Genomic DNA, 26,013 nt, shown 5'->3' with positions numbered 1-26,013 from the left:
CTCCCCACCCGGCAGCTCGACACCTGGAAGAAGCACTACCTCGAAGGCAACTGGCCCGCCCTGATGACCGGCACCAACCCCTTCTGCCCCTGACCCCCGGACACCCGGCCCCCGACCGCCCCGGCCCCACCGGCCGGGGCGGCGACGCGTGCGGGCGCACCCCCGGCAGGCGCCGCATAGACTCTTCCGTATGGGCACGCCGTCGAGCCTGAGCGTGTACGCGGGCCAGCCCTCCGGCCTGATCGGGAAGCAGATCGCCGGCTACCGCGTCGAGCGGATGCTGGGCCGCGGCGGCATGGCGGTCGTCTACTGCGCCAAGGACCTGCGCCTGGACCGCACGGTCGCGCTCAAGCTGATCGCCCCCGAACGCGCCCGGGACGACACCTTCCGGCGCCGGTTCACGCACGAGTCGCGGGTGGCCGCGTCGATCGAGCACCCGCACATCGTCCCGATCTTCGAGGCGGGCGAGACCGACGGCGTCCTGTACATCGCCATGAGGTACGTACCCGGCGCCGACCTGCGGGCCCTGCTGGACCGGGAGGGCCCGCTCCCCGTCGCGACCGCCCTGCGCATCGCCGCCCAGGTGGCGTCGGCCCTGGACGCCGCCCACGAGCACGACCTGGTGCACCGGGACGTCAAACCGGGCAACATCCTGGTCGCCGCGGGCCCGGACAGCGAGCACCCCGAGCACGTCTACCTGACGGACTTCGGCCTGACGAAGAAGTCGCTGTCGCTCACCGGTTTCACCACGGAGGGGGAGTTCGTCGGGACGCTCGACTACATGGCGCCGGAGCAGATCTCGGGCCGGCCGGTGGACGGCCGGTGCGACCTCTACAGCCTCGCTTGCGTCGTCTACGAAACCCTCGCGGGCGGACCGCCCTTCGAGCGCGAGGAGGACGCCGCCCTGCTGTGGGCCCACCAGTTCGACCAGCCGCCGCCGCTGACGGAGCGGCGGCCGGAGATCCCGGCCGCCGCCGACGACGTGCTGACCAGGGGCCTCGCGAAGGTGCCCGAGGACCGGTACGGCTCGTGCCTGGAGTTCGTCGCGGCCCTGCGCGCCGCCACCGCGGGCGCCGGGACGTCCGTACAACCCCCGCACGGGGAAGGGCCGTCGGCCGACGGAACGGACGAGCCCCCCGGGCCGCCGCCGGAGCCGCCGGAGTGGGCCCGGCCGGTCTTCCGCGGTACGCCCCGAGGGACGTGACCTCCCCCCGCCCCCACCCCCTCCCGCCCCGCATCCCCGTCCCCCGCTTCCCCCCGAAGTCCCCGCTTCACCTGCCGGGCCGCTCGGGCCCCGCCGTCACAGGCCCAGGGCGATGGCCAGCCGGGTCAGCTCCGCCGTGCTGTTGACGCCGAGCTTGGCGCGGATGCGCCGCAGGTAGGCGTCGACCGTGTGCTTGGAGAGGCCCATGTGGCGGGCGGTCTGCAGGTACGTGCGCCCGGCGGCGATGTGCCGCAGCGTCTCCTGCTCGCGCGGGGCCAGGGCGGCGGCGGTGGTCTCGTCCTGCGCGGTGGGGGTGGTGAGTGTGAGGCTCATGGCTTTTCCTCCGCCGAATGGGCTCGGCCGTCACTGCTCACGTCCTCGGAAGCAGAGGGACTCGTTACCGAATGTCCCTTTTGTCTCTTATGGAAAAGCCTGGCCCGGGACCTTCACCGCCGTGTCCTCCCTTTGTCACAGGCGCGTCACAGGCGCCGCGTCCGCTGGTCAGAGGCCGATGAGGGACTGCTCCGCCCAGATCGTCTTGCCCACCGCGGCGTGCCGCGTACCCCAGCGCCGGGCCAGCTGCGCGACCAGCAGCAGGCCCCGCCCGCCCTCGTCGAAGGTCCGGGCCCGCCGCATGTGCGGGGCCGTGCTGCTCGCGTCGGAGACCTCGCAGATCAGCGTGTTCTTCTCGTGGATCAGGCGCAGCTGGATCGGCGGCTCGCCGTACCGGATGGCATTCGTGACCAGCTCGCTGACCAGCAGCTCCGTCACGAACGACGCCTCCTCCAGCCCCCACGCCGCCAACTGCTCGGTGGCGTTGCGGCGTGCCTGCCCCACCACGGACGGATCGGAGGAGAGGTCCCACACAACGACCTGGTCCGCGTGCAGCGCCCGCGTCCGCGCCACGAGCAGCGCCACGTCGTCGTCGGGCTGGTGCGAGAGCATCGCCGTCAGCACCCGGTCGCACACCGTGTCCAGCGTCGACGCCGGCCGGGCGAGCGCCGCGAACATGCCGTCCAGCGCCTCGTCGATGTCGTGGTCGCGGGCCTGGAGCAGGCCGTCGGTGTAGAGGGCGAGCAGGCTGCCCTCCGGCAGCTCCGTCTCGACCGTCTCGAACGGCAGGCCGCCCAGGCCCAGCGGCGGCCCGGCGGGCACGTCCAGCAGGTACACCGACCCCTCCGGCGAGACCACGGCCGGCGGCGGGTGCCCGGCCCGGGCGACGGTGCAGCTGCGGGTCACCGGGTCGTACACCACGTACAGGCAGGTGGTGCCGATGCCGAGCGCCGCCTCGCCGGCGCCCTGCCGGTCGCTCTCGTCCGCGGACAGGTGCAGGACGAGGTCGTCGAGGTACGTGAGCAGCTCGTCGGGCGGCAGGTCCACGTCGGCCAGGGTGCGCACCGCGGTCCGCAGCCGGCCCATCGTCGCCGTGGCCCGGATGCCGTGCCCGACGACGTCGCCCACCACCAGGGCGACGCGCGCCCCGGACAGCGGGATCACGTCGAACCAGTCGCCGCCCACCCCGGCCTCCCCGCCGGCGGGCAGGTAGCGCGAGGAGATGTCCAGGGCGGCCTGGTCCGGCAGCGTCTGCGGGAGCAGGCTGCGCTGGAGCGTCATGGTCGTCGTGTGCTCGCGGGTGTAGCGGCGCGCGTTGTGGATGCTGACGGCGGCGCGCGTCGCCAGCTCCTGGGCCGCCCACAGGTCCTCCGACTGGAACGGCTCCCGGTGCTGGTGGCGGCCGAAAACGGCCACGCCCAGCGCGATCCCGTCGGCGCGCATGGGCACGACCATCGTCGAGTGCGTCCCGTACTCGCTGATCCAGGACGCCCCGGGGTCCTCGGCCGCCCACGCGGCGATCGCCGGGTCCGAGGTCGTGTACACGGCCCCGCGGCCGGCCGCCAGGCACTCGGCCGGCGGGGACAGCGGCGGGTACACCGTCGTCTCCCCGACGGAGACCCGCGACTCGGGGCTGCCCTCCAGGATCGACCGCACCGCCGTCCGGCACACCGTGACCGGCCCGGCCGGCAGCCCGGACGACGGCTCGTCGCCGCGCGGCGGGGGGTCCAGCAGGTCGACGACGGCGAAGTCCGCGATCCTCGGGACCGCCACGTCGGCCAGCTCCTGCGCCGTGCGGGAGCTGTCCAGGGTGGTGCCGATGCGGGTGGCGGCGTCGTCGTCCGGGACGAGCACCTGCTGCCGGGTCCCCTCGATGCCCGTCCTGTCGTGCGCGGCGAGGCACACGGCGTGCACGCGGCCCTCCGGGTCCCGCAGCGGCGCCAGCGAGGTCACCCAGCCGTGCTCGGTGCTCGCCCCGGCCGGCCGGATGAAGGCGTCCACGACCTGCGGCTCCGCGGTCTCCAGGACCTGCCGCATCCGCCGCTCGGTCTCGTCGCTCACCGGGTCCGGCGCGATCTCCGGCAGGCGCAGGCCCAGCATCTGCGACTCCGCCAGGGACAGGGTCCGCTCCATCCCGGCGTTCGCCCGCACCAGCCGCAGGTTCTCGTCGAACACCGCGAGGAAGCAGGGCGACTGGGCGAACGCCCACTCCCGCAGCGGCTCGCCCCAGCCCAGGCCGGCCGTGCCCGTCACGGCGGACACCACGAACCACTTCGCCGTTCCGCCGGTCGAGGTCCAGCGGTGCGCCAGCAGCCCCACCTCCAGCCGGTGGCCGTCCCGGTGCCGCAGCGCGACGGTGCCGCTCCACCGGTCCTGCCAGGGGGCCGCCCGCCGCGCCGACTCCGCCGGATCGTCCGCGAGCAGCTCCGCGGCCGGCCGGCCCACCGTCTCGGAGGCCTCGTAGCCGAGCAGCCAGCGCGCACCCTCGCTCCACTCGGTGACGACGCCCTGCTCGTTGACGGTCGCCGCGGCCGTGTACGCCGGCCCGGACGGCGCCCCGGTGCCCGCCGACCTGTCACCCGCAGAGGTGGGAAGTCGCTCCATCGCCGCTCATCTCGCCCTCGCTCGTTCCTCTGCCGCTGTCCCTCGGGAACCTGCACGGCCAGGGGCTCCACACACCAGCATGATCCAGCGGGGCAGGGAGCACCAACGCAGTACCGCCGCCGGTCGCTGCCCGGCCCGCCGGCGCTCCGGGCCCCGCGAGGACCAGGGCGAGCACCGCGCTCCCGGCCCGCCACACCGCCGCGCGGCGCCCCCCCGCCGAGCCGGGGCGGCCGCAGGCGGAGCAGCGGCACGCCGCGCGGAGCAGCCCCGAAGACGCTGCCCCGGTCCGCCTTGACGGCGGCCTCCTTCAGCGCCCACGCCGCGGCCGGGGCCTCGGGGCGCCCGCCGGCGACGAGCGCGAGCTCCCGCGGAGACAGGACGTGGTCCGCGACCCTGTACACCGCGCCGGCCGAGGCGGTCTCGCACAGGTCCACCCCGACCGGCCGCCGGGCGAGCGCGGCCGCAGCGTGCCCGGCGGTGTGGCTGATGGAGAGGTGCAGGCCCGGCACCGGGGCGCCGCCGGCGAGGACGCGGGGGCTGCCGTCGGCGCGCGGCAGGACCTCCACCGCGGCCTCCGGGACCCCGCACGCCTGCGCGGCCAGCCGCTTGGCGAGCAGGCGGCCGGCCGTCCACTCGGCCCGCCGCCGGGCCGGCAGCCCGCCCAGCACGCCCGCCTCCGCCGGCGACAGCGGGGGTACCGCCCCGAGCAGACTGCGCCGCGGGGCCGTCAGGAGGGCCGCCCCGCACCAGTGGCGGATGCGGCCCGGCGCGATCGGCGGGAAGGCGCCGTCCCCGGCGGGTGCGGTGTCCGCGGCGGGCGCGGTGTGCGCGGTGTCCACGGCGGCCTCAGGCGGCGTACGCCGGGTCGAGGCGCCGATGCGCCTGCTCCAGCACGGCGGCGGCCCTGCGGATCTGGTCGGGCGTGTGTGCACAGGTGACGAAGAAGCGCAGCCGCGCCAGCTCCTCCGGCACCGCCGGGTGCAGGATCGGATTGACGCTGACGCCCTCCTCGTACAGGGCCTCCGCGAGCCGCAGCGTCCGCGTCGAGTCGCCGACGATGCACGGCACCACCGGGGTGTCCCGGCTGACGCCGATGTCGACGCCCGCCTCCCGGGCCAGGGCGGCGAACAGCGCCGCGTTCTCCCGCAGCCCGGCGACCCGCTCCGGCTCGGCCCGCAGCAGCCGCAGCGCCGCCAGGGCCGCGGCCGCGTCGGCCGGGGTCATGCCGGCGCTGTAGACGAACCCGGGAACCGTGTACCGCAGGTACTCCACCAGCCGGCGGCTCCCCGCGACGTACCCGCCGCAGCTCGCCAGCGCCTTGGACAGCGTGCCCGACCAGATCTCCACGTCCGGGCGGTGGACCCCGAAGTGCTCGCCGACACCGCGGCCGGTCGCTCCGAGCGTGCCGATGCTGTGCGCCTCGTCGACCATCAGCAGGGCGCCGTGCCGGCGCTTGACGGCGATCAGTGCCGGCAGGTCGGCGATGTCGCCGTCCATGCTGTACACGCCCTCGACGACCACCAGCACCCGGCGGTACCGGTGCCTGACCTGCGCCAGCAGCGCGTCGAGGGCGGCCGCGTCGTTGTGCGGGAACGGCCTGCGGGTCGCCCCGGAGAGCCGGCAGCCCTGGAGGATGCTGTCGTGGGCCAGGGAGTCGTGGACGACGAGGTCCTCCGGGCCGACGAGGTGCCCGATCACGGTCACGTTCGTGGCGTGGCCGTTGGCCAGGGTGACCGCGGCCTCGCAGCCGAGCAGGTCGGCGAGCCCGGATTCGAGTTCCAGGTGCACGGGCCGGCTCCCGGACAGCAGGCGGCTGGCGGACGCCGAGGTGCCGCACCGTGCGACCGCCTCCCGGGCGGCCTCGCAGACCGCGGGGTGCGTGGCGAGGCCGAGGTAGTTGTACCCGGAGAACGACAGGAGCGTACGGCCGCCGATCACCGTCGTGTCCGTCATGCCGCCCTCGTGGACGAGGAAGTACGGGTTGCGCAGGCCTGTCCGGTCGAGGAGCGAGAAGCGCTCGCCGTGCGCCGCGATCTCCGGGAAGCACTCGATCCGCGTGTGCTCCTCGGGCGGCGGGCCGGCAGCCGGAGCCGGGTCGGGCGCCGGAGCCGGGTCGGGCGCCGGAGCCGCGGGTGGCGCGCCTTCCGTCCGCGGGACGGGCAGCGCTCCGGCCCCGGGGTCGGCGGACGCGTCCGCGACCGCCGCGGCGAGGCCGCCGACGGTGGGGCGGTCCGCCGTCTGCTCGTCGAACGTCCACCCGGGGTACTGCCGCCGCAGGGCCGTGAACAGGTCGGCGAGCATCAGCGAGTCGAAGCCGAGGTCGTCCACGAGCAGCTGCTCGTCGCGCAGGTGCTCCACCGGGAAGGCGCTGATCCGGGCCACGTGCGCGCGGACACCGGAGGCGGCGCTGTCGGCGTCCGCAGCGGGCGCCGGGTCGGGGGCCGGCGCCGCGGCCGGCGGCCCGGGCTCCGGTACGGCCGCCGGCCCGGGGCCGGCCTCCGGTGCGGGCAGTGCCTCGGTGAGGCGGGTGATCAGTGCCGCCTGCTCCCGGGCCAGCCGGAGCAGCTCCCGCACGGACCGGTCCGTCGGAGCCTCCTCGGGAGTGCCGGTCGGGGCGGGGATCGCGGAACTCCGGTGAACGGCGGCCGTGTCCGGGCGGTCGGGCCGGGCCCCGCGCCGCCCCGGCAGCCAGTACGAGCGGGTGGCAAGGCGCGCCGCCGGCAGGTCGGCCATCCGGCGGTCGGCCGGGGGCACCAGGGCGCGCGGGTCGACGGGTACGCCCATCACGGCGAGCCGGGCGAGGGTGAGGACGAAGCCGCGGCTGCCGCCGCCCCCGCCCTCGGCGTCGACGGCGGCGACGCGGACGTCGTCGCGGCCGTAGAGGTTGCGGCTGACCGACGCCAGGAGCGAGCCGCCACCGGTCACCTGGAGGAACACCCGGGCCCCCGCCGCGTACGCGGTGCGGACCGCGTCGCCGAAGCGGACCGGCTCGGACGCGTGCCGGGCCCACAGCCCGCGCAGCTCCCCGGGTTCGGTGTGCACCGCGGCGTCCACGCACGAAACAAACGGCAGGGACGGGCGGGCCGGCCGGCAGGCGGCGAGGGCCGTGCGCACCGCGTCCTCGGCGCCGTCGACCAGCGGCGAGTGGAAGGCGTTCGACACCTCGAGCGCCGCCGTGACCACGCCCGCCTCGGCGCAGGCCTCGCGCAGCGCGGCGAGGCCCTCCGGCGTACCGCTGACGACGACCTGCCGCTGCTGGTTGAAGCAGGCGGGCCACACGCCGTCGATCCCGTCGGCGAGCCGCCGGCAGGTCTCCTCGTCGGCCTGCACCGCGAGCATCCCGCCGCGCACCTTCCGCTCGGCCTCCTTCAGGGCCGCCCCGCGGCGCGCCAGCAGGCGGACGGTGTCCTCGCCGGTGAGCGCCCCGGCCGCGGAGGCCGCCGCGAACTCGCCCGCGCTGTGGCCGAGCGCCAGGTCCGGGGTGATGCCGCAGCCGGCGAGGAGGCGGGTCGCGGCGATCTGCACGGTCCCGAGCAGCGGCTGGCACACGTCGGTCGAGGCGAACCGCCGCCGCAGCCCGTCCGCGGAGCCCGGCGGGCGGGCCGCGGCCCCGTACAGCAGGCCGGCGACGTCGACTCCGGTGGCGCGCCCGACCACGCTGCCCAGGGCCTCGATGTCCGCCCGGAAGCCGGGGAACCTCTCGTGGAGCTCCCGCAGCATGCCCGGCCGCTGGCTGCCCTCGCCCGGGAAGACGAACGCGATGCGGCGCCGTGCGGCCGGCAGCGGCGCGTCGGCGGCGAAGGCGCCGTCCCCGAGGTCGCCGCGGGCGCCGTCCGCGAGTTGGCGGCGGGCCCCCCGCAGCCGCTGCACGAACCCGTCGGTGTCGTCCGCGACGACCGCGAGGCGGGCCGTCAGCGGTTGCCGCGAGCCGAGCGTGTGTGCCAGCGCGGTGATCGGCGGGCGCTGCTCCGCCGGCAGGGCGTCGAGCGCGTCGATCACCTCGCCGAGGTGCTCGACCAGCAGCTCCGTACTGCCCGCCGACAGCAGGACGAGCTGCGGGCCGGCCCGGTGCTTCACCGGCGCTGCCGGGAAGGCCGCCGGCGCGGCGGGCGGCTCCTCCAGCACCACGTGGACGTTCGTGCCGCCGAACCCGAAGGAGCTGACGGCGGCCCGCCGCGGGCCGGGCCCCTCCGGCCAGGGCCGAGCCGTGTCGGCGAAGCGCAGGCCCGCGGCGGATATGCGCAGGTCCGGGTGGGGGGAGGTGGGCGGCTGCGGCACGATCGTGCGGTGGTGGACGGCCAGGGCCGTCTTGATCAGCCCTGCCATGCCGGCCGCGGCCAGCGAGTGCCCGATCAGCGCCTTCCCGGCGGCGAGGTAGCACAGGCCCGGGTCGTCGTCGGGGTGCTCGGTGCGCAGCCGCAGCAGCGCTTCGACCTCGGAGCGGTCGCCGGCGGCCGTGCCGGTGCCGTGGGCCTCCAGGAAGCCGACGGAGGACGGCGCCGCGTCCGCGTCCTCGTAGGCCCGGCGCATCGCCCTCAGCTGGCCCTCCGGTGTGGGGGCGAGCGGCCCGGGGGAGGCGCCGTCGTTCGCGGAGCCGATGCCCCTGACCACGGCGTAGACGCGGTCGCCGGCGGCGAGGGCGTCGGCCAGCGGGCGCACCACGACCGCGCCGGCGCCTTCGCCGAGGACGAAGCCGTCGGCGGCCTCGTCGAAGGGCCGGCACACCCCGGACGCGGACAGGGCCCGGAGCCGGGAGAAGCCGATCAGGCCGTCGGGCGTGAGGTTGAGGAACACGCCGCCGACCACCGCGACCCGGCAGCTGCCCTGGCGCAGGTGGGCCACGGCCTGGTCGAGGGCGACCAGCGAGCCGGAGCAGGCGGCGTCGACGGCGAAACTCGGCCCGCCCAGGCCGAACTGCCGGCTGATGGTGCCGGGCGCCATGTTCAGCAGGCTCCCCGGCAGCGTGTACGGCTGGAAGGCGCCCAGCCGGCGCGCCCGCTCCCTGACCGCGTCGACGCGACCGCGGCCCTCCGACCCGTTTGCCCCGTCTGCCTCGTCGGAGGCGAGGGCGATCGCCCGGAGCGGAGACGTCATGAGGTCCTTGTAGTCGGACACCGAGATCCCGACGAACACCCCGGTGTTCTCCCGGTCGAAGCCGCCGCGGCCCAGCCCCGCGTCGTCGAGGGCCTCGCGGGCCACGTCCAGCATGAGCCGGTGCTGCGGGTCCATGGCCCGGGCGCGGGAGGGCGGCACCCCGTAGTGCAGGGCGTCGAAGCGGTCCACTCCGTCCACGAACGCCACCTGGTCGGTGTACGCGGCCAGCGGCGCCGACGGGTCGCCGGGCTCGTGGAACGGCTCGTGGTTCCAGCGCTCCGCCGGGACGGGGCCGAACCGGCGCTCCGCGCCCAGCAGGAGCCTCCAGTAGGCGCGTACGTCGGGGGCGCCGGGGAAGCGGCAGCCGAGTCCGGTGATGGCGATGTCGGTCATGGCGGGGTTCCTTCCAAGGGTGATCGGTGTACGGGCGTACGGGCGCGCGGTGTCAGCCGCGTGCCGGGACGGGGGGCGCGGACAGCCGCGCCGCGGTCGGGCACCGCGCGGGCGCCGCCGCCGGGGGCCGCGGTCGCGGGGCCTTCGCCCGCAGCGGGCGCGGCGCCCACCAGTTCAGGCCGCCGGCCAGCCGCATCAGCGCCGGGACCAGGACGCCCCGCACGAGCGTGGCGTCGAGGAGGACGCCGAGTCCGGCGCCGATCCCGAAGAACTGCAGCAGCGAGACCCGGGACGTCCCGAAGGCCAGCAGGGTGAAGGCGAGCAGGGCGCCGGCGGTGGTGACGATGCCGCCGGTGCGGGCGACGCCCGAGACGATCGAGCGGGCGTTGTCCTCGCCGGCGTCGTGCGCCTCCTTGATCCGGGCGAGGACGAACACCTCGTAGTCCACGGACAGTCCGAAGACGATGCAGAACAGCAGCACCGGCATGGTCGTGCTGAGCGGGCCCGGGGTGAAGCCCAGCAGGCCCTGCAGGTGGCCCGACTGGAACACCCACACCATGGCCCCGAGGACGGCGGCCAGGCTCAGCGCGTTCAGGGTGATCGCCTTCAGCGGCAGCAGCACGCTCCGCGTGAACGCGAACAGCAGCAGAGACGTGGTCAGGGTGATCACGCCGACGGCCGCCGGGATCCGGTCCCGCACGGTGTCCTTCGCATCGACCAGCACCGCGCTCGGCCCGCCCACGAGGGCCTCGCCGCCCGCCGGGGCGGCCGCACCGCGGACGTCGCGCACGAGCTGCTGCGCCGCCCGGGAACCGGGGTCGTCCTGCGGGACCACGGCCAGCCGCACGGTGTCCCGGCCGCCTCCGGCCGAGGCGGGCGCGGGACCGGCCGGGCCCGGCGCCGACGGGCCGGTGCCGCCCCGGAAGGTGCCGTCCGGGCCGGTGACCTGTGCGACGCGGGGCAGCGCGGACAGCCGGCGGGCGTAGTCCCGTCGGTCCGACGGCGAGGCCCCGCCGGTGACGACGACGGTCAGCGATCCGGCGGCCTTCGCGTCGAACTCGCCGCGGACCAGGTCCCCGGCCTGCCGGGCGGCACTGCCCGCGGGCAGTGCCCGGTCGTCGGGGGTGGCGAACCCGGCGTGCCCGAGCGGCGCGGCGAGCAGCACGAGCAGCCCGGCCACCGGCAGCGCCGCGAGCAGCGGCCGCCGTACGACGACCCGCGCGAGCGCCTCCCAGAAGCGCGACCGGGATCCGGAGCGGGCGCGCCCCCGCCAGGGGACCGGCCACGCGTCGACCCGCCTGCCGAGCAGCGTCAGCAGGGCGGGCAGCACGGTCACGGCGCTGACCGCGGCCACGGCCACCACGGCGATGCCCGCGTAGGCGAACGAGCGCAGGAAGTACGGGGGGAAGACGAGCAGGGTGGCGAGGGCCGCCGAGACCGTCGCGGCGCTGAAGAGAATGGTGTGGCCGGCGGTGCGCACGGTGCGCACGGCGGCGCTGCGCGGCTCGTGTCCGGCGGCGAGCTCCTCGCGGAAGCGGGAGACGACCAGCAGCCCGTAGTCGATGCCCAGGCCGAGGCCGAGCGCGGTGGTCAGGTTGAGGGCGAACGCCGACACGTCGGTCAGGGAGCCGAGGACACTCAGCACCAGCAGGGTGCCGGCGACGGCCAGGGCGCCGACCAGCAGCGGGAGGGCCGCGGCCACCACACTGCCGAAGACCAGGACCAGCAGGAGGAGGGTGCCGGGCAGGACGACCGCCTCGGCCCGCTCCAGATCGGACTCCGAGACCTCCTGGAGTTCGGCGTCGACGAGCGCGGACCCGCCGGCGTGCACGCGGAGCGCCGGTGGGGCCGCCGGGCGGGTCAGTTCGGCGGCCAGCTCCCGCACCCGCTCGGCGAGCCGCTCGCCTTCGCCGTCGACGTGGGCGGCCACCATCGCGGAGCGGCCGTCGCGGCTGCGCAGCTCCGCCGCACCGCCGTTCCAGTACGAGGCCACGGAGCCGACGTACGGCCGGGCGGCGAGGCGCCGGGTCAGATCGGCGCCCGCCGCGCGGGCCGCCGGGGAGTCGACGGAGCCGGCGCCGGCCCGGGCGACCAGGACCAGGTTGGGCGAGGCGCCGAGCTGCTCGGCGGCCGCGACGGCGGCGGCCCGGCCGGACTCGGAGCCCGGGACGTCGTACCCCTGCGTCTTCAGCCGGCCGGCCGCATCGGCACCGAACACGGCGGACACCAGCAGGAAGACGAGCCCGGCGACGAGCACCAGCCGCGGCCGGCGCGTCGCGAAGCTCCCTGCACGGCGGAACATGGACCTCTCCGATCCCTTCGGCGAGCGCTTCCCGCGAGGGTGCGGGGGCGATGGGTTCCACCGTGCCGGGGAGGGGGAGCCTGGCGTAGTTCCGGCAGTTCGTTACTTGACAGGCCGAGCGGGACCCGTCGGCTGCCCGCGATGCCTGAGGCGTCAGTTGCCCGGCTGCTGCTGGTTGTCGGGCTGCTGCTCGCCGGGTGCTTCGCCGGGGCCGTCGGGGGCGGGTGACTGCTGGGCGGGGCGTTCCTGCTCCGCGGGAGCCGAGGGCTGTTGGGCGGGCCGTTCCGGGCTCGGCGCCTGCGGCGGCCTCTCCTCCTGCCGGCCCGGGGACTGGGGCGACTGCGGGGCGGGGGCCGAGGGCTGAGCCGGGGAGGGCTCGGGGGCGGGGGGCTCGGACTGCGTCTCCCGCAGGTTCGGGCGCTCCGGCGACGGCGGCGCGGACGGCTGCGGGGCGGGGCTCTCCTTGGAGGGCGCGGCCGGCTGCTCGCTCTCCGGGTCCCGCAGGTTCGGGCGCTCCGACGGCGCCGGCGCCGACGGCGACTCGCGCCCCGGGGACTCACGGTCCGGGGACTCGGACGCGGGCGGCCGGCTCTCCCGCACGCGGGGCCGCTCGGAGGCCGGCGACTGCGAGGCCGGGCTCTCGGGCTTCCGGGTCTCGTGGCCGGGGGAGGTCGGCTGCCGGGTCTCGTGGCCGGGCGGGGAGGGCTTCCGGGTCTCGTGGCCCGGCGAGGACGGGTTGCGGGTCTCGTGGGGGGTCCTCGTCGCGGGCGGCTCCGTCACGGGCGGCTTCGTCGGCGGCAGCGGCCAGTGCTTCGGCGGCGGCGCCGCCTTCCTGTCGCGCTCGCCGTGGTCGCCCGAGTGCCGGCTCACCCACTCGCGGTCCTTGTGGTCGAAGATGACGAAGACCTTGACCACCGTCTCCGAGCGGTTGACCACGACGACGTTCTGCGGCCGGTAGCCGGGCCAGCTCTTCCCCTTCTGCTCGGGGGTCCCGGCCTGCGGTACCGCGCGGCCCAGCGGGTTGCCGCAGGCGCAGCGCACCTTCGGCTCGCCATGGCTGTCGACCAGGACGGCCGTGCCGGCCTGGAGCACTGCCTGGTAGCTGGTGGCCGCGCCGTTGCGGTAGCCGTGGTTGGTGACGCGGGTGTCCGAGCGGAGCTGAACGGGTGTCAGCGAGCGCAGATAGCCGGGGACCGCGGACTCCTTGACCTGCAGGGTGGAGGCGAAGGCCCTGTTCTTCGCGGGGTCCGAGCCGAGGTAGCGGATCTGCTTCTCCACGTCGCAGCTGGCGAGGTTGCGGCTGCCGCCGTACAGGCCGGGCTCCGAGCCCGCCACGCTCGTGAGGGCCCGGGCCGTCGTCGGGGTGACGCGGGGCGCCGCGGCCGGCAGCGCCGTCGTCGCGTTCGCCGTCGAGGGCGTGAAAGGTTCTTCGCCGCTGGACCCGGTGGGCTCCAGGATCACCTCTCCGGCCGTCGTCTCCCGCCCGCCGCCGCCCCCGCCGTCGGGCCGGGTGAAGACGACCGCCAGGACGCCGGCGACCACGGCCGCCCCGGTCACGGTCGCGATCCGCGGCACCGAGCGCCACCACGGGCGCCCGCCCCCGCCCGACTGCTGTTCGGGCCCGCCGGGACCACCCGGACCGCCCGGACCGCCGGGTCCCCCGGGACCGCCCGGGCCCCCGGGGCCGCCGGGTGTGCTCCCGCCCCCGCCGCCGACCGTCGGCGGGGGCGGCGGCGGGCCCTGCCTCGTCGCGTCGCCGGACGGGCGGCCGGAGAGCGGGCCGGAGGGCGGGCCGGTGGGGCGCTCGGAGCGCGGTTCGGAACTCACCGTTTCCCTCCCACCCGGCACCGGCGCCGCGCGTCCGACCGGTCGTCCCGGCCGTGGCGCCCTCGCCGCCCGTCGTACCCCTTGTGTGGGTTTGTCTGCTAGCACACATTGTGCGCCCCGTGCCCGCAGAATCCGCAAGCCGAATCGTCACGAGCCCCGTCCCGCGCTGCCCCGCACCATGCCGCGCACCGCCCGCCCGGGCGCCCGAAACGAGCCTGACCGGCAGGCTCCCCGCCGCCGACCGACCGTGGTCTTCCTCTCCCGATGGTTCGGGGCCCGGCGGGGGACGCAGATTTGCCCGGCCGGCCGGCCGGCCCGGCCTTCGGCTCCCCGGCCCGCCGGAGGTCCTCGCCGTCACCGAGCGGGACACCCGGCGGCCGGCCGCCGGGGAGATCCCCGTCCGGGTCGCCGCGGCCGCCGTGGACCCCGTCGACCTGGCCGTGCGCCGCGGCGACATCCCCTCCCCGGTCCTGCCCGCCGTCATCGGCTGGGACGTCTCCGGCACCGTCGTCGCCACCGGCTCCGCGGCCGGCCGCTTCCGGCCCGGCGACCGCGTGTTCGCCCTGCGCCCCTCGCCGTCCGACGGGGCCGACGTCTCGGCCGAGTACGCCACCCTCGGCGAGCGGCTCGCGGTCCGGGCGCCGGACAACGTCCCGCCAGGGCACGCGGCCGCCCTGCCGCCGGCCGCGCTCACCGCCCAGCGGGCCCTCGACCGGCTCGGACCCGGCTCCACCGGCCGGTTCCCCGTCTGCGGCGCCGCCGGCGCGGTCGGCGGGTTCCTCGGCCGACTCGCACTGCGCGGCCTGCACCCGGCCGCCCTCGCCCGCCCCGGCGATGCGGAGGCCGTACGCGGGCTGGGTGCCGCCGAGGTGTTCTCCGAGGCCGCGCCCCCGCCGGCAGGCGCGTACGACGCCGTCATCGACGCGGCGGAGCGGCCGCGACGGTCGCGGCGGTGCGCGACGGGGGGCGCTTCGTCTCCCTGACCCCGTTCGCCGTGCCGGAGCCCGAGCCCGCGCGCTGCCGGTCGAGGATGCGCCCCGGGCGCACGCCCTGCTGAAGGCGGGCGGGACCCGCAGAAAGATCCTGCCGCCGCCGGCGCCCTGGCGCCTCCGGGCAACCGCCCGGCCTCAGCGCCTGCGCGGCCAGGCCGGGCGGCGCCGCGAGGTGCGCGGCCTCCGCCCCGACAGCGGAGCGGGGGCCAGGGCGAACCCGACCGCGATGCGGGCGCCGCCCAGGGGGCTCCGGCCGATGCGCACGGAGCCGCCCGCGGCGCCGGCCGCCCGGTGCGCGATGTCGAGCCCCAGCCCGGTGGAGCCGGTGCTGCTGCCGCGGGACAGGGCCCGGTCGGGATCCGGGATGCCGGGCCCGCCGTCCTCCACGACCAGTTCGACGGCCAGGGCCGAGCGCACGACACGCACGCCGAGCGGTGTCCCCGGCGGCGTGTGCCGGAAGACGTTCCCGATCAGGGCGTCGACCACCGCCGCGACATCGTCCTCGGAGAGCGCCACCGGCGTGGGCTCCAGGGTGAGGTCCAGGGCGCACTCCCGCTCCTGGTGGCCCGCCAGCACCGTCCAGAACGCCGTCCGCCCGCGCACCACCTCGGCCGCCTCGCAGCGCGGCCCGGCCCCCGCCGCACCGGCGCGACCCCGCCCCGCGGCGGGCTCGGCGCCGAGGAGGCCCTGGCCCATGGGGCCCACCGCGAGCGGGGTGCGCGCCGCCGCGATGATGGCCTGGAGCTCCGCCTCCAGCTCCCCGACGGCCGCCTCGACGCGCGCGGACTCCGGCGTGCCCGCCATCCGCTCCGACGCCAGGTGGAGGGCGGTCAGCGGGGTCCGCAGCCGGTGCGACAGGTCGGCGACGAGCTCGCGCTCCACGGCCAGCAGCTCGGTCATGCGGTGCGCCATCGCGTTGAACGCGACGCCCGCCTCGCGGAGTTCCTTCGGGCCCATCGGGTCCACCCGGGTGTCCAGGTCGCCCGCGCCGAGGGCGCGCGAGGCCTGGGCGAGCCGCTTCGAGGACCGTACGACCTTCGCGCCCAGGCGGTCGGCGACGAGGACCGAGCCGGCGATCAGCCCGACCGCGAGGAACGTCATCACCGCCCACGACTCCGCGACCCCGCGGCTCAGCTCCTCCTCGGGGACGAAGTTCTCGACGACGGCGACCCGGTCGCCGGGCAGCACGACCGGCTGGAGGCACATCCAGCCGCCGGAAACCTCCTGGGAGATCGACTCCCGCCCCTTCCGGGCACGTTCGAGGAGCGCCGCGGGCGCCTTGGACCTGCCGAGCGCGCCGGCGTCGGGGAGGTGGACGACGAGGTGCTCGCCCCCGTCCAGGCTGGCCGCCGACTCGCGCAGGGCGGCCGGCTCCGTGGTCAGCGCGAGGACCGGCGCCAGCGCGGCGGCGCGCTGCTCGGCCTCGTTGACCCCCTGCTCCTTGACGAGCGACATCACCAGGAGCGCCAGCGGTATGAGGAAGGACAGCGCGACCATGGAGGTCACGGCGAGCGCCACCCCGGCCAGCGAACGCCTCAACGGGGGGCCACCAGCTTGATGCCGACGCCGCGGACGGTCCTCAGGTAGCGCGGGGCCGCCGCGCGTTCGCCGAGCTTGCGGCGCAGGGACGACAGGTGCACGTCCACGGTCTGGTCGTCCACGTACGGCTCGCGCCACACCTCGGTCAGCAGGCGGCGCTTGGAGACGACCTGGCCGGCGTGCCGGGCCAGGAACGCCAGCAGGTCGAACTCCCTGCGGGTGAGCCGCAGCTCGCGGCCGGCGAGGAGGGCGGTACGGGCGCCGGGGTCGACGACGAGCTCGCCGACGGTGGCCGGCTGCGGCGCGGCGGACGCGGCTGCCGGGGCGGCCCCGGAGCCGGCGCCTGCGGGCGGGACGTGGCTGGTGCGCCGCAGCACGGCGGCGAGGCGCGCGATGAGCTGCCCGCCGGAGAACGGCTTGACCAGGTAGTCGTCGGCGCCCGCGTTGAGGAGCTTGATGATCTCCGTCTCGTCGTCCCGTGCGGTGGCCACCAGCACGGGCACCGACGATATCCCGCGGATCATGCGCAGGGCGTCCCCGCCGTCGAGGTCCGGCAGCCCCAGGTCGAGGACCACCGCGTCGACGGGAGTCCGGGTGAGTTCCCGCAGGCCGCCGAAGCCGTCGGCCGCGCTGCGTACGGCGTACCCGTGCTCCGCCAGGACCTCGATCAGGGACTGGCGGATGCTGGGGTCGTCTTCCACGACCAGGACGCTCGGCATGGGGGACACCTTAGGGGGTGGGCCGGAGCGGTCCGAGGGGAGGCCGCTCACCGGTCGGGGCGGACGGCACAGGCGTGCCCTGCCGGGGTCAGCGTGGCGCGAACACCGGGTCGTCGGCGGTGATGCGCAGGTGGACGGGCCGGTCGGAGACGGGGATGGTGCAGCCGTCCTCGGTGCTGCAGCTGGCGTAGCCGAGCAGCACGGTGGCGTCCCCGGTGCCGTCGGCGCGGACCGGCAGCGTCGTGGTGACCGGGCCGTCCGGGTAGACGGGGACGGGTGCGCCGACCCCGGGCACGCTGATCGAGCGCACGTCCGCGGCGGCGGTCAGCCTCCCCTCGGCGCGGAGCGCTCCGGTGACGGAGACGGCGGTCGGCCTGCCGACGCCTTCGACGCCGGTGGCGGGCAGGTCGGTGCTGTACAGGTGGAACCCCTTCTCCTCGGGGGTGAAGACGGCCTTCAGGGTGCCCTTCGAGTCGCGCCAGTCGGCGATCGAGAGGGTGACGGTGACGCCCTTGTCGGTGAAGCTCGCCGTGGGCGCGGAGGCGGCGGCGCCCTCCGCCCGCTCGGCGCCCCGGCCGCCGCAGGCGGTGAGCACGGCGAGGCAGAGGAGGGCGGCGGCGGGGCGCGCCGGGCGCGAACGCCCCGTTCGCGGCGGGGTGTTCGCGCGGATGGTCTGAGGCATGTGTGCCACCTGTGTCGTGTGTGCCATGTGTATCTCTTGGTTCCGTCTTGTCCGGCGCGGGGGGAGGTGTCAGAAGGCCGCGGCGGAGTCCGGGGCCTCCCCGGCGACCCGGGCGACCAGGGGACGCAGCTGCTCCTCGGTGACGGAGCCGCCGATCGCGGCGGCGACGCGGCCCCGGCGGTCGACGACCAGCGTCGAGGGGACCGTCTGCGGGTTCAGCACCGACGGCGGGAAGCGGAGCAGCAGTGCGCCGTCCGGATCGTGCAGGCTCGGGAAGCCCACGCCGTGCGCGCGGACGAACGAGCGGGCCGCCTCGCGGTCCCGGTCACGGGTGTTGATCCCGAGGAAGCGGACGCCGTCGGCGCGGGTCTGCCGGCTGACGCGCTCCAGGTCGTCGGCCTCCGCCCGGCACGGGGCGCACCAGGAGCCCCACACGTTCACGACGACGACCTGGCCGCGGAAGCCCGCCAGGTCGACCCGCCGCCCGTCGAGGTCGGCGCCGGCCAATTCGGGGACCGCCGGCCGGGCGGCCGGCTCCGCGATCGCGGGCGCCGCCCCCGTGCCCGTACCGCCGGTGCCGCCCCGCCCCTGCACGGAGCCGCCGCCGGGGGGCCAGGCCGCCGCCCCCGCGAGGCCCGCTGCCGCCAGGGCGGCCGCCGCGACCGCGGCGACCGGCCGTCTCACGACGCCCACCGGCGCAGGAAGGCGTTGATGCCGTCCGCGGTCAGCGACGGGTTCCCGGTGACGTGCGTGTCCGTGCGCACCGTCCCGGACGGGGAGAGGACGACCAGCACGGGCATCTTGTACGTGCCCCCGGAGGGGCTGTACTTGCCCAGCAGCGCGGAGTTGGCGGAGCTGCCGCCGCCGATGTCGATCTTGACCAGGTGGTACGAGGCCCCGAGGATCGCCGTGGTCTGCGGCTGCGCGAACACCTTGTCCGCCGCCTTGCAGTTGCCGCACCAGTTGGCCCCGAAGTCGAGGAGTACCATCCGCCCGTCGGCCTTGGCCGCGCGCAGGGCCGCGTCCACCTGCTTCTGCGCGTCGGCCGAGGCGTCGTAGCCGGGGCCCGGCACCCGCGCCGGCGCGGGCGCGGCCGAGGTGCGCGGCGCGGAGGGCTGCTTGGACGCGGGCGCGGACGCGGTCTTGGAGGGCGGGGCCGAGGGCTGCGCACTGGCGGAGGCGGACGGCGCCGCCGACGCGGTCGCGGAGACCTCGGGGGAGCCGCTCGCGGACTCCGCCCCGGCGGGGAGGGCATCGGCGGGCAGGGCCTCGGCGGACTGCCGGGCCGCGGACGGCGAGGCGGCCCCGACGGGCTGGGAGGACGGCCCGCAGGCGGCGGTCAGCCCCGCCGCGAGCACCGCAGCGGCGACCGCCGGCAGCCGCCTCCCGAGCGCCGGAGCGGAACGGGCCGGCGCCGTCCGGAGGCCGGCGCGGACGGATCGGAGCATGCGAGAAGTCATGGCGGAGTCACCCCAGGGCACGGTCGGACGGCGGAAGGGGCGAACACCCTCCGGCGCGGTGGAAGCGGCGGCCGGACCGGGCCGGGCGGCGTGCCCCGGCACCTGCGGCCGCTCTGCTGACGCGAGCATAGGACCGCGCCGGGCGGCCGGAACCCCCTCGGCCGGATCTTGAGGTTGCCCTAAGGAACAGCTCACCTTCCGCTTCGCCGGGGGCCGTCGCGGGCCGCTCAGAAGGAGGTCTCGCGGACGCTGGCCTTCGCCCCGGGCACGACCGTCGCGGTGATGGCGGAGCGGTGGTCGTCACTGGTGAACGTCACGGTGAGCGTGTCGGCGGAGGTCTGCGAAGTGGTGGTCCTGAAGCCCAGGTTCGGTACCGCGGAGATCAGGCACACCCCCCGGCTGCCGTACCGCACGGTGGCCCGGCCGCCCTGCGAGGGGACGGTGTGCAGGCCCGCCCCGCCCTCCTCGCAGTCTGCGGAGGACTTCACGGCGGTGGACCGGGAGGCGCCCGCCGAGGGCTTGGCCGGGGTGGGGGAGCCCGACGACGGGGACGGCCGCGGCGTGGCGCCGGCGGACGCGCTGGGGGAGGCCGTCGGGGACGGGCTCGCCGACGGGTTCGTCACCGCCAGCCACGCGGGCGGCGTGTTCACGACCATGGGGGCGGACCGTGCGACCGGGGGCGTCTGCCTGGTCGAACCGACCACGAACTGGACCGTCGCGAGCACGGCAGTCACGCTGGCGGCCGTGCACGACAGCCATATGAGCAGGTAACGCGGAGTTCGAGGCACGGCCCCATAGTGGCCGACGCGCCGTCCGGCCCGTCACGGGTCCCCCGGAAGCCGGCGTCCCCCGCACCCGGGGACGGGTACGGGGGACGCCGGCCATGGGGGGGGCAGGGGTTACCTCGGCGCGCCGAAGTTCTGGGTCCACCAGGGGCCGCCGTGGCCCTTGTGGACGCCTATGCCGATCTCCTTGAAGGCGCAGTTGAGGATGTTGGCGCGGTGGCCGGGGCTGTTCATCCAGGCCTTCATGACCGCGTCGGCGTCCGCCTGCCCGCGGGCTATGTTCTCGCCGAGGCGGGACCAGGCGTAGCCCGCGGCCTCCACCCGGCTGGTCATGGTCGACCCGTCGGGGCCCGTGTGCGACATGACGCCGCTGCGGGCCATGGTGTCGCTGTACGCACGAGCGGCGGCGCTCAGCTTCGCGTTGGAGGAGAGCGGGCCGCATCCGGCCGCGCCGCGCTCCTTGTTGACGAGGGCGAGGACGGCCGACTCGGCGTCGGTGTTCACCGTGCCCGACCCGCCCGACCCGCCCGATCCTCCGGACCCGCCCGACCCGCCCGATCCGCCGCCCGTCGCGGGCTTGCGCGCGGGCGCCGCCGAGGAGGCGGGCGCCGCCTTGGCCTCGGTGCCGCCCTCCGCGGACGGCTCCCCGGCCGGCGCCGATGCCGACGCGGACGCGGACGCCTCGGGAGTGGCGGACGGGCTCGGGCTCGCCGAGGCCGACGCGTCGGCGCCGGGGGCGGGCGGGGTGGCGGACTCCGTGCCTGTCGCGGCGCCGGCGGCGGCCGAGCCGGACGCGGCGCCCGCCGTGCCGCCGGCCCGGCGCTCGGTGCGGGCGTCGCCGTCGGAGTCGGCCACCGCGACGCCGACCGCCACGACCGCGGCCGCCGCGGTGACGGAGAGCACGATGCGCGAACGCACGGCCTTCCGGCGACGCGCCTCGGCGCGGGACACGGTTTCGGGGGTACGGCTGCGGCTCATGCCGGTGACACCTCGCTAGGGGGGGGGGGGGGGGGGGGGATGGGAGTCCGCCCGAGCCTAGGCGCGTGACCAGCGAAAAAAGCGCCAGGAAAGAGTTCTTCAAGGTCCCTTAAGGAAGCCCTCAGGATCAACACAGGGACGAGACCGGCATTCCGCCCAACTTGCCCCGGCAGCCCGGGAGTCGGAGGAGGCCTCCGCGGAACGCGGCGGTCCGGCCGTCACCCGGGTCCCGAAGCGGACCCCTTCGACAGGGAGGCGCGCACCAGCGCCGCGGCGAAGCGGGCCAGGTCCTGCGGAGCCACCAGCGCGGCGAGGCCGTCCGCCGAGCGGGGCAGCCCGAGCTTGCGGGCGGCGGAGCGGGAGCGCTCGTCGAAGAAGGGCCGCAGCTCCGGCCAGACGGCCTGCGCCTCGCGGCAGAAGATGTCCGCGCCGACCGGGCCGATCCGCGGCACCTCCATGAGCCCCGCGCGCAGCGCGCCCGTGTCGCCGCCGGCCTCCTCCCGCAGCCTGCGCAGGTCGCCGCGGTAGCGGTCCAGCAGCAGGTGCGCCCCCTCCCCGAGCGCGGTCGCCGTGCTCTCGTCGTAGCGGACGTAGTGGGCGCGCCCGAGCGCATCCACCCGGTCCTGCCAGGCGGAGTCCGCCATCGCCCGCGGGGTGCGCAGGCCCGCCGCGGAAAGCTCGCGGGCGGCCGCGGTGGCGATGTCCGCCCTGATCCGGGTCGAGCACAGGACCGCGAGCACCAGCAGCCGGTACAGCGGTGACGGTGTGTCGCGGAGCCGGATGCCGGCCTCGTCGGCGTAGGTCCGGCCGTGGTCGCGAAGGAGTCCGGCGGCCACCTCGGCGGTTCCCATCGCGGCGCTCCTTCCTCGTACGCGCGCCCCGTACGCCCGCGGTGCAGCGGGCGGCCCGCCCGGCCGCGGTGCGTCACCGCGGCGCCTACCCCGCCCGCGCCCGCCGGAACCCCGCCGTGCGCAGGGCTCAGCGGCCCGCCGCGGAGGCCCCCCTCAGCGCTGCCCCGGGCTCCGCGCCCGGGTCCGCGGCCCGGGCGATGAGCAGGTCGAGCAGGGCGAGGAGGACACCGCGGGCGTCCTCCCGCTCGCGGGCGTCCAGCATCAGGACGGGCGTCGCCGGATCCCGCAGGTGCAGGGCCGCGGCGATCTCCTCTGCCGTGTAGGCCTGTTCCCCGTGGAAGCAGTTCGCGCCCACCACGAACGGCAGTCCGCGGCTCTCGAAGAAGTCGACGGCCGGGAAGCTGCGGTCCAGCCGGCGGGTGTCGACCAGGACGACCGCCCCGAGGGCGCCGTGCAGCAGGTCGTCCCACATGAACCAGAACCGCTCCTGGCCCGGGGTGCCGAACAGGTACAGCGCGACCCCGGCGTCGGTGAGGGTGATCCGGCCGAAGTCCATGGCGACGGTGGTGACGGCCTTGGACTCGATGCCGTCCAGGTCGTCGACGCCGACCCCGGCGGCCGTCAGCCGCTCCTCGGTGCGCAGCGGCTCGATCTCCGAGACCGTCTCGACGAAGGTGGTCTTGCCGACGCCGAAGCCGCCGGCCACGAGGATCTTGACGGGGGCCGCCTGCCGGGCGGCGTTCTCATATGCGGGCAAGGTTGTCCCTGATTCTCCTGAGCAGGTGGACATCGGCGGCCTCCGCCCCGTCCAGGGGCGGCCGGCGGTGGATCAGCCCGCGGTCGGCGAGTTCGCCGAGGAGCAGCGCCATCGGTGTCAGGCGGATGTGCATGCGGGCCGCGATCTCGGCCACCGCGCGGCCGTCCGGCGCCGGGCACATGGCGAGGACGGCCCGCCACTCGCTGGGCAGCCCGCTCCAGGCGTCCTCCGGGACCGCCGCCGTGATCGTCGTGTCCATGGTCATGACGGTGCAGGGGGCGGCGGTCCGGCCGTCGGTGAGGGCGTACAGGCGGGTCCGGCGGCGCCCGCCGGCGCGCCGCGGCGCGCGCGGCCCGCCGCCGCCCGGCGGCGGGTCCGCTCCCGCCTCCGGCCCCGCGTCCGCTGCCGGCTCGGGCTCCGGTCCGGGGCCGGGTGCGGCGTCCGCGGCGTCCTGCGGCATTACGCGGTGGAGGCGGGAGGCTGCGCCTGCGTCCGCTCCGGGGTGCCCAGCCACTCGCCGAGCGCCTGCGCGGTCCGGACCGCCTCGCCGCCCAGCTCTCCCAGGCGCGCCTTGCGGGAGGTCACCACGATGAGGGTGCTGCCCTCGCCGCACCCCACGATGCAGAGGTAGCGGTCGTCCATCTCGACGAGCTGGCGGATCACCCGGCCGCCGTCCACCTCGCGCGAGATCGCCTTCATGGTGGAGGCGACCCCGGAGCAGGCGGCGGCGATGCGCTCCGCCTGGTCCCGTTCGAGCAGGTAGGCGCTCAGCCCGATCCCGTCGTTGGACAGGAGCACGGCGCCCTGGATGCCGGCGATCCTGCTCAGGTTGTTGTCCAGAACGCTGTAGATCATGTCGTTCGGTGTCGTCGTCATGGCTGATCCTGTCGGAGCTCTTCTTCCACTTTCTGGGTCCCCTGTTCGTAGTCCGCCCAGGCGTCGGCCACCTCTTCGGGCGTCGCCGGATCCGGGCGGGCGGCGGTCTCGGGCGCCCGCGGGCCGCGCAGCTGCTGCGACATGTGCGTCTGCGGCACGCGTTCGGGAAGCGCCGGCCGGGCGCCGTCCCGGGCGGGGAGCGCGGGGCGCGGAGCGCCCTCCGCGCGGGCCGGCGCGGGGTCGCTGCGGCGGCGGCTCGGCAGCCCGGCCGCAGTGGGCACCGGCGCCGGCGCGACGGCCCGCGGCCCGGTCGGGCGCCCCGCTACGGGGTCCCCGGCGGGCGGTGCGGCCGGGGGCTCCGGCGCGGGCGGGCGTACGGCCTCCCGCGCCGGGGCGGCGACCGGCGCCTCGGCGGCGTCCTCCGCGGCCGGGCGGGCCGGGGGCGCGGACTGCGCCGCGCTCCGGTCCGCGGAGGCCAGCAGCCCGCCCGGCAGCACGACCACCGCCGAGGTGCCCCCGTACACCGAGCGCCGCAGCGTGACCGTCGCGCCGAGCTGCTCGGCGAGGTGGCCGACCACGAACAGGCCCAGCCGGTGGGCGTTCTCGGCGAGGACGGCGTACGGCGGTGCGCTGTGCAGGCGCCGGTTCATCTCCTCGTACGTGGCCGATGCGACCCGCGGCCCGCGGTCCTCGATCTCCACCGACAGGCCGTCGGCGACGAGTTCGGCGCGGATCACCACCTTCGAGCGCGGCGGGGAGAACCGGGTGGCGTTGTCCAGCAGCTCCGCGAGCAGGTGGCTGATCTGGCTGATCACGTGCGGCTGCACGCTCGCCTCGTCCAGCGCCTGCCGCTCGATCCGCCGGAAGTCCTCGACCTCGGCGGCGGCTTCGCGCAGCAGGTCGGCGATCCGCATGGGTTCGGTGTGCGGGTCGGGGATCTCGCCGCCCGACAGGATGAGCAGGTTCTCGATCTGCCGCCGCATGCCCACCGTGAGCTGGTCGGACCGCATCAACTGCGCGAGCAGCGACTCGTCGTGGCCGAAAGCGTCCTGGATGTCCTCGGTGAGGGCCAGCTGGCGGCTCACCAGGTTCCCGGTGCGCGAGGCGATGCCGGAGGCGAACATGCCGAAGCCGTGGCGCTCGGCGGCGAGCCTGCGGTGCCCGTCGACGGACACCGCGACGACCCGCGCGAACGCGTCGTTGATGCGCCCGACCTCGTCCCGGTGCCCGCCGACTTTCGGCAGCACCGACTCGTCGACGGGACGGCCGCTGCCGAGCCGCGCCACCACGTCCGGGAGGATGCGCTCGGCGACCGCGACCGTGCGCCGGTGCAGCCCGTCCAGGCGCCGCAGCACCGACCGGGTGCCGGCCACCATGATCGCCACGACGAGCAGCAGCCCGGCGCCGCTGCCGCCGATCACCCAGGCCACCTCGGTCTCCAGCCCGTCCGCCTTCGCCTCGCCCATGGCGAGGACGTGCCGGGCCCGGTCGATGTTGAGGGTGGCCATCTGCATCGAGAAGCTGCCGTGCGCCGCGCGCCATTCGCCGACGTCGGCGGGCAGCCGGATGCCGGTGTCGGAGTCCTTGTTCTCGAAGATGATCGCGTTCTCGATGCGGGTCTTCGTCTCCCAGGCCGGGGAGGTGGTGATGCGCTCGTAGAACCGGCGGTCCCGCTCGGGCAGGTACGGAACGACCCAGGTCTCGTACAGGTAGCGCTGCGTGCCCACGGCACTGGTGAACTGGTCGAAGGCGGAGGCGCTCAGCTCCCGGGAGGGCCCGGCCAGGGCCAGCAGGGCGTCCTGGCGCGCCACCATCTCGGAGGCGGAGAGCAGGGACACCACAGGACGGCTGGCCTGCGTGAGTTCGGCGTCCTCGGCGTGGCTGAACTCGCGCTGGTAGACGCGGATGATCTCGCTGACCAGCGCGGTGTAGTAGCCGAGGAGGCTGTCGGGAGTGCCGGTGCGGGCGTCCGCGCGCCCGCGGTACACCGCCAGGTCGCCGAGCTGGCGCGCCACTTCCCCGACGGACACGCCCGCCTCGGCGGCCGCCCGGCGGAATTCGGCCGCCGCGCGGTCCGTGGCCTGCCGCCGCTGCCGGAGCTCCTGCTCGGCTCCGGGGCCGCCCGCCCACAGGGCCGCCGAGGCGGTGCGCTCGGCCTGGAGGTCGACGAGGAGCGTGTACAGGGGGACGCCGGTGCGCTCACTGGCCGCCACATCGGCGCGCAGGTGCGCGGATTGGTCCAGCAGCCGTTCGGCGGTCAGCACCGTCTGCGTGCCCATGGCCACCGTGGGCACGACCGCCAGGCACACCAGGAGCGTGCGCAGCCGCACGGTCCGCCGCCGCGGCCCCCGCTGCCGGGTCGTCAGGGGCGCTGGTGGGCCTTCGGGTTCTGTGGAAGACATCGTTCCTCGGGGGCGGCTGGGCAGGGGAGGGGAGCGGGGACGACAGCCAGTCGGGAGGCGCTGATCATAACCAGCCACACGGGCGGAACCGATACGTTGTTTCGATAATCGGAGCATGTTATGAGCGGCGCGCCCGTTGCCAACCGGAGTCCCGATCGGAACCCAATCGCGACGCGCCGCGCGTCCCGCCGGGCACCACCCCGCAGCGGCCGCTG

Annotated in this window: 20 protein-coding genes and 1 pseudogene; 3 read left to right on the top strand and 18 right to left on the bottom strand. The window is 76.5% G+C overall.

What is annotated here, in order from left to right; genetic code table 11:
* Positions 1 to 190: 190 nt before the first annotated feature.
* On the top strand, positions 191 to 1,204 hold the full coding sequence (locus ACZ462_RS19540) for a serine/threonine-protein kinase (RefSeq protein ID WP_467809688.1): 1,014 nt from the start codon (positions 191 to 193) through the stop codon (positions 1,202 to 1,204).
* A gap of 96 nt (positions 1,205 to 1,300) precedes the next feature.
* Here the strand turns inward: ACZ462_RS19540 and ACZ462_RS19535 are convergent, their stop codons facing one another.
* The 6 genes and pseudogenes from ACZ462_RS19535 to ACZ462_RS19510 form a co-directional block, all read right to left on the bottom strand.
* Positions 1,301 to 1,537 carry a response regulator transcription factor gene (locus tag ACZ462_RS19535; RefSeq protein ID WP_467809687.1) on the bottom strand — a complete coding sequence of 79 codons (237 nt, stop codon included), beginning with the start codon at positions 1,535 to 1,537 and terminating at the stop codon, positions 1,301 to 1,303.
* Positions 1,538 to 1,705: 168 nt separating this feature from the next.
* On the bottom strand, positions 1,706 to 4,141 hold the full coding sequence (locus tag ACZ462_RS19530) for a SpoIIE family protein phosphatase (protein WP_467809686.1): 2,436 nt from the start codon (positions 4,139 to 4,141) through the stop codon (positions 1,706 to 1,708).
* 293 nt (positions 4,142 to 4,434) lie between these two features.
* Positions 4,435 to 4,575 (bottom strand): annotated as a pseudogene (locus tag ACZ462_RS19525) (hypothetical protein); the annotation flags it as partial.
* Between the two features lie 412 nt (positions 4,576 to 4,987).
* The gene (locus ACZ462_RS19520; protein ID WP_467809685.1) at positions 4,988 to 9,628 is read right to left on the bottom strand and encodes an aminotransferase class I/II-fold pyridoxal phosphate-dependent enzyme; all 4,641 of its coding nucleotides are present in this window, start codon (positions 9,626 to 9,628) and stop codon (positions 4,988 to 4,990) included.
* A 52-nt stretch (positions 9,629 to 9,680) separates the two neighbouring features.
* Positions 9,681 to 11,930 carry an MMPL family transporter gene (locus ACZ462_RS19515; protein WP_467809684.1) on the bottom strand — a complete coding sequence of 750 codons (2,250 nt, stop codon included), beginning with the start codon at positions 11,928 to 11,930 and terminating at the stop codon, positions 9,681 to 9,683.
* Positions 11,931 to 12,083: 153 nt separating this feature from the next.
* On the bottom strand, positions 12,084 to 13,487 hold the full coding sequence (locus tag ACZ462_RS19510) for a DUF6777 domain-containing protein (RefSeq protein WP_468252455.1): 1,404 nt from the start codon (positions 13,485 to 13,487) through the stop codon (positions 12,084 to 12,086).
* Positions 13,488 to 13,621: 134 nt separating this feature from the next.
* Between ACZ462_RS19510 and ACZ462_RS19505 the strand changes: the two genes are divergently transcribed.
* Complete coding sequence (locus ACZ462_RS19505) at positions 13,622 to 14,740, top strand: alcohol dehydrogenase catalytic domain-containing protein (protein ID WP_467809682.1); 1,119 nt, start codon at positions 13,622 to 13,624, stop codon at positions 14,738 to 14,740.
* 144 nt (positions 14,741 to 14,884) lie between these two features.
* On the opposite strand, the gene ACZ462_RS19500 is transcribed toward ACZ462_RS19505, so the two are convergent.
* The 6 genes from ACZ462_RS19500 to ACZ462_RS19475 all read right to left on the bottom strand — a co-directional run bounded on the left by ACZ462_RS19500 (position 14,885) and on the right by ACZ462_RS19475 (position 19,637).
* Positions 14,885 to 16,288, bottom strand: coding sequence for an ATP-binding protein (locus ACZ462_RS19500; protein ID WP_467809681.1), 1,404 nt, complete (start codon positions 16,286 to 16,288; stop codon positions 14,885 to 14,887).
* Positions 16,285 to 17,007 carry a response regulator transcription factor gene (locus ACZ462_RS19495; RefSeq protein ID WP_467809680.1) on the bottom strand — a complete coding sequence of 241 codons (723 nt, stop codon included), beginning with the start codon at positions 17,005 to 17,007 and terminating at the stop codon, positions 16,285 to 16,287. Before ACZ462_RS19495 ends, ACZ462_RS19500 begins: the two co-directional genes overlap by 4 nt.
* Before the next feature lie 88 nt (positions 17,008 to 17,095).
* Positions 17,096 to 17,689, bottom strand: coding sequence for a single stranded DNA-binding domain-containing protein (locus ACZ462_RS19490; protein WP_467809679.1), 594 nt, complete (start codon positions 17,687 to 17,689; stop codon positions 17,096 to 17,098).
* A gap of 69 nt (positions 17,690 to 17,758) precedes the next feature.
* Positions 17,759 to 18,373, bottom strand: coding sequence for a TlpA disulfide reductase family protein (locus tag ACZ462_RS19485; protein WP_467809678.1), 615 nt, complete (start codon positions 18,371 to 18,373; stop codon positions 17,759 to 17,761).
* Positions 18,370 to 19,137: a thioredoxin family protein gene (locus tag ACZ462_RS19480; protein ID WP_467809677.1), complete on the bottom strand. Its 768-nt coding sequence runs from the start codon at positions 19,135 to 19,137 to the stop codon at positions 18,370 to 18,372. The genes ACZ462_RS19485 and ACZ462_RS19480 overlap by 4 nt, the downstream gene beginning before the upstream one ends.
* 239 nt (positions 19,138 to 19,376) lie before the next feature.
* Positions 19,377 to 19,637, bottom strand: a complete 261-nt coding sequence (locus tag ACZ462_RS19475; RefSeq protein WP_467809676.1) for a hypothetical protein — start codon at positions 19,635 to 19,637, stop codon at positions 19,377 to 19,379.
* A 4-nt stretch (positions 19,638 to 19,641) separates the two neighbouring features.
* Between ACZ462_RS19475 and ACZ462_RS19470 the strand changes: the two genes are divergently transcribed.
* A complete protein-coding gene (locus ACZ462_RS19470) occupies positions 19,642 to 19,920 on the top strand; it encodes a hypothetical protein (RefSeq protein ID WP_467809675.1) in 279 nt (92 codons plus the stop codon).
* 128 nt (positions 19,921 to 20,048) lie between these two features.
* Here ACZ462_RS19470 and ACZ462_RS19465 read toward each other — a convergent pair whose 3' ends face one another.
* From ACZ462_RS19465 to ACZ462_RS19440, 6 genes are all read right to left on the bottom strand, one after another.
* On the bottom strand, positions 20,049 to 20,912 hold the full coding sequence (locus ACZ462_RS19465) for a CAP domain-containing protein (RefSeq protein ID WP_467809674.1): 864 nt from the start codon (positions 20,910 to 20,912) through the stop codon (positions 20,049 to 20,051).
* A gap of 218 nt (positions 20,913 to 21,130) precedes the next feature.
* Positions 21,131 to 21,763: an endonuclease gene (locus ACZ462_RS19460; RefSeq protein ID WP_467804189.1), complete on the bottom strand. Its 633-nt coding sequence runs from the start codon at positions 21,761 to 21,763 to the stop codon at positions 21,131 to 21,133.
* A 127-nt stretch (positions 21,764 to 21,890) separates the two neighbouring features.
* Entirely contained in the window at positions 21,891 to 22,553 is a 663-nt protein-coding gene (locus tag ACZ462_RS19455; protein ID WP_467804190.1) for a GTP-binding protein, read from the bottom strand.
* A complete protein-coding gene (locus ACZ462_RS19450) occupies positions 22,507 to 22,980 on the bottom strand; it encodes a DUF742 domain-containing protein (protein WP_467804191.1) in 474 nt (157 codons plus the stop codon). The genes ACZ462_RS19455 and ACZ462_RS19450 overlap by 47 nt, the downstream gene beginning before the upstream one ends.
* Positions 22,980 to 23,396 carry a roadblock/LC7 domain-containing protein gene (locus ACZ462_RS19445; RefSeq protein WP_467804192.1) on the bottom strand — a complete coding sequence of 139 codons (417 nt, stop codon included), beginning with the start codon at positions 23,394 to 23,396 and terminating at the stop codon, positions 22,980 to 22,982. The genes ACZ462_RS19450 and ACZ462_RS19445 overlap by 1 nt, the downstream gene beginning before the upstream one ends.
* Positions 23,393 to 25,798, bottom strand: a complete 2,406-nt coding sequence (locus tag ACZ462_RS19440) for a sensor histidine kinase (RefSeq protein ID WP_467804193.1) — start codon at positions 25,796 to 25,798, stop codon at positions 23,393 to 23,395. Before ACZ462_RS19440 ends, ACZ462_RS19445 begins: the two co-directional genes overlap by 4 nt.
* Between the last annotated feature and the right edge of the window lie 215 nt (positions 25,799 to 26,013).

This window comes from Streptomyces sp. NPDC031121, assembly GCF_055570615.1.
This window is presented reverse-complemented; position numbering and strand designations above follow the sequence as displayed.

Coding starts and splice junctions, on each gene's coding strand:
- ACZ462_RS19490 (WP_467809679.1), bottom strand. CDS start 17,689: ATGCCTCAGACCATCCGCGCGAACACCCCGCCGCGAACGGGGCGTTCG.
- ACZ462_RS19495 (WP_467809680.1), bottom strand. CDS start 17,007: ATGCCGAGCGTCCTGGTCGTGGAAGACGACCCCAGCATCCGCCAGTCC.
- ACZ462_RS19465 (WP_467809674.1), bottom strand. CDS start 20,912: ATGAGCCGCAGCCGTACCCCCGAAACCGTGTCCCGCGCCGAGGCGCGT.
- ACZ462_RS19530 (WP_467809686.1), bottom strand. CDS start 4,141: ATGGAGCGACTTCCCACCTCTGCGGGTGACAGGTCGGCGGGCACCGGG.
- ACZ462_RS19450 (WP_467804191.1), bottom strand. CDS start 22,980: ATGCCGCAGGACGCCGCGGACGCCGCACCCGGCCCCGGACCGGAGCCC.
- ACZ462_RS19480 (WP_467809677.1), bottom strand. CDS start 19,137: ATGCTCCGATCCGTCCGCGCCGGCCTCCGGACGGCGCCGGCCCGTTCC.
- ACZ462_RS19540 (WP_467809688.1), top strand. CDS start 191: ATGGGCACGCCGTCGAGCCTGAGCGTGTACGCGGGCCAGCCCTCCGGC.
- ACZ462_RS19535 (WP_467809687.1), bottom strand. CDS start 1,537: ATGAGCCTCACACTCACCACCCCCACCGCGCAGGACGAGACCACCGCC.
- ACZ462_RS19455 (WP_467804190.1), bottom strand. CDS start 22,553: ATGTCCACCTGCTCAGGAGAATCAGGGACAACCTTGCCCGCATATGAG.
- ACZ462_RS19440 (WP_467804193.1), bottom strand. CDS start 25,798: ATGTCTTCCACAGAACCCGAAGGCCCACCAGCGCCCCTGACGACCCGG.
- ACZ462_RS19520 (WP_467809685.1), bottom strand. CDS start 9,628: ATGACCGACATCGCCATCACCGGACTCGGCTGCCGCTTCCCCGGCGCC.
- ACZ462_RS19445 (WP_467804192.1), bottom strand. CDS start 23,396: ATGACGACGACACCGAACGACATGATCTACAGCGTTCTGGACAACAAC.
- ACZ462_RS19460 (WP_467804189.1), bottom strand. CDS start 21,763: ATGGGAACCGCCGAGGTGGCCGCCGGACTCCTTCGCGACCACGGCCGG.
- ACZ462_RS19515 (WP_467809684.1), bottom strand. CDS start 11,930: ATGTTCCGCCGTGCAGGGAGCTTCGCGACGCGCCGGCCGCGGCTGGTG.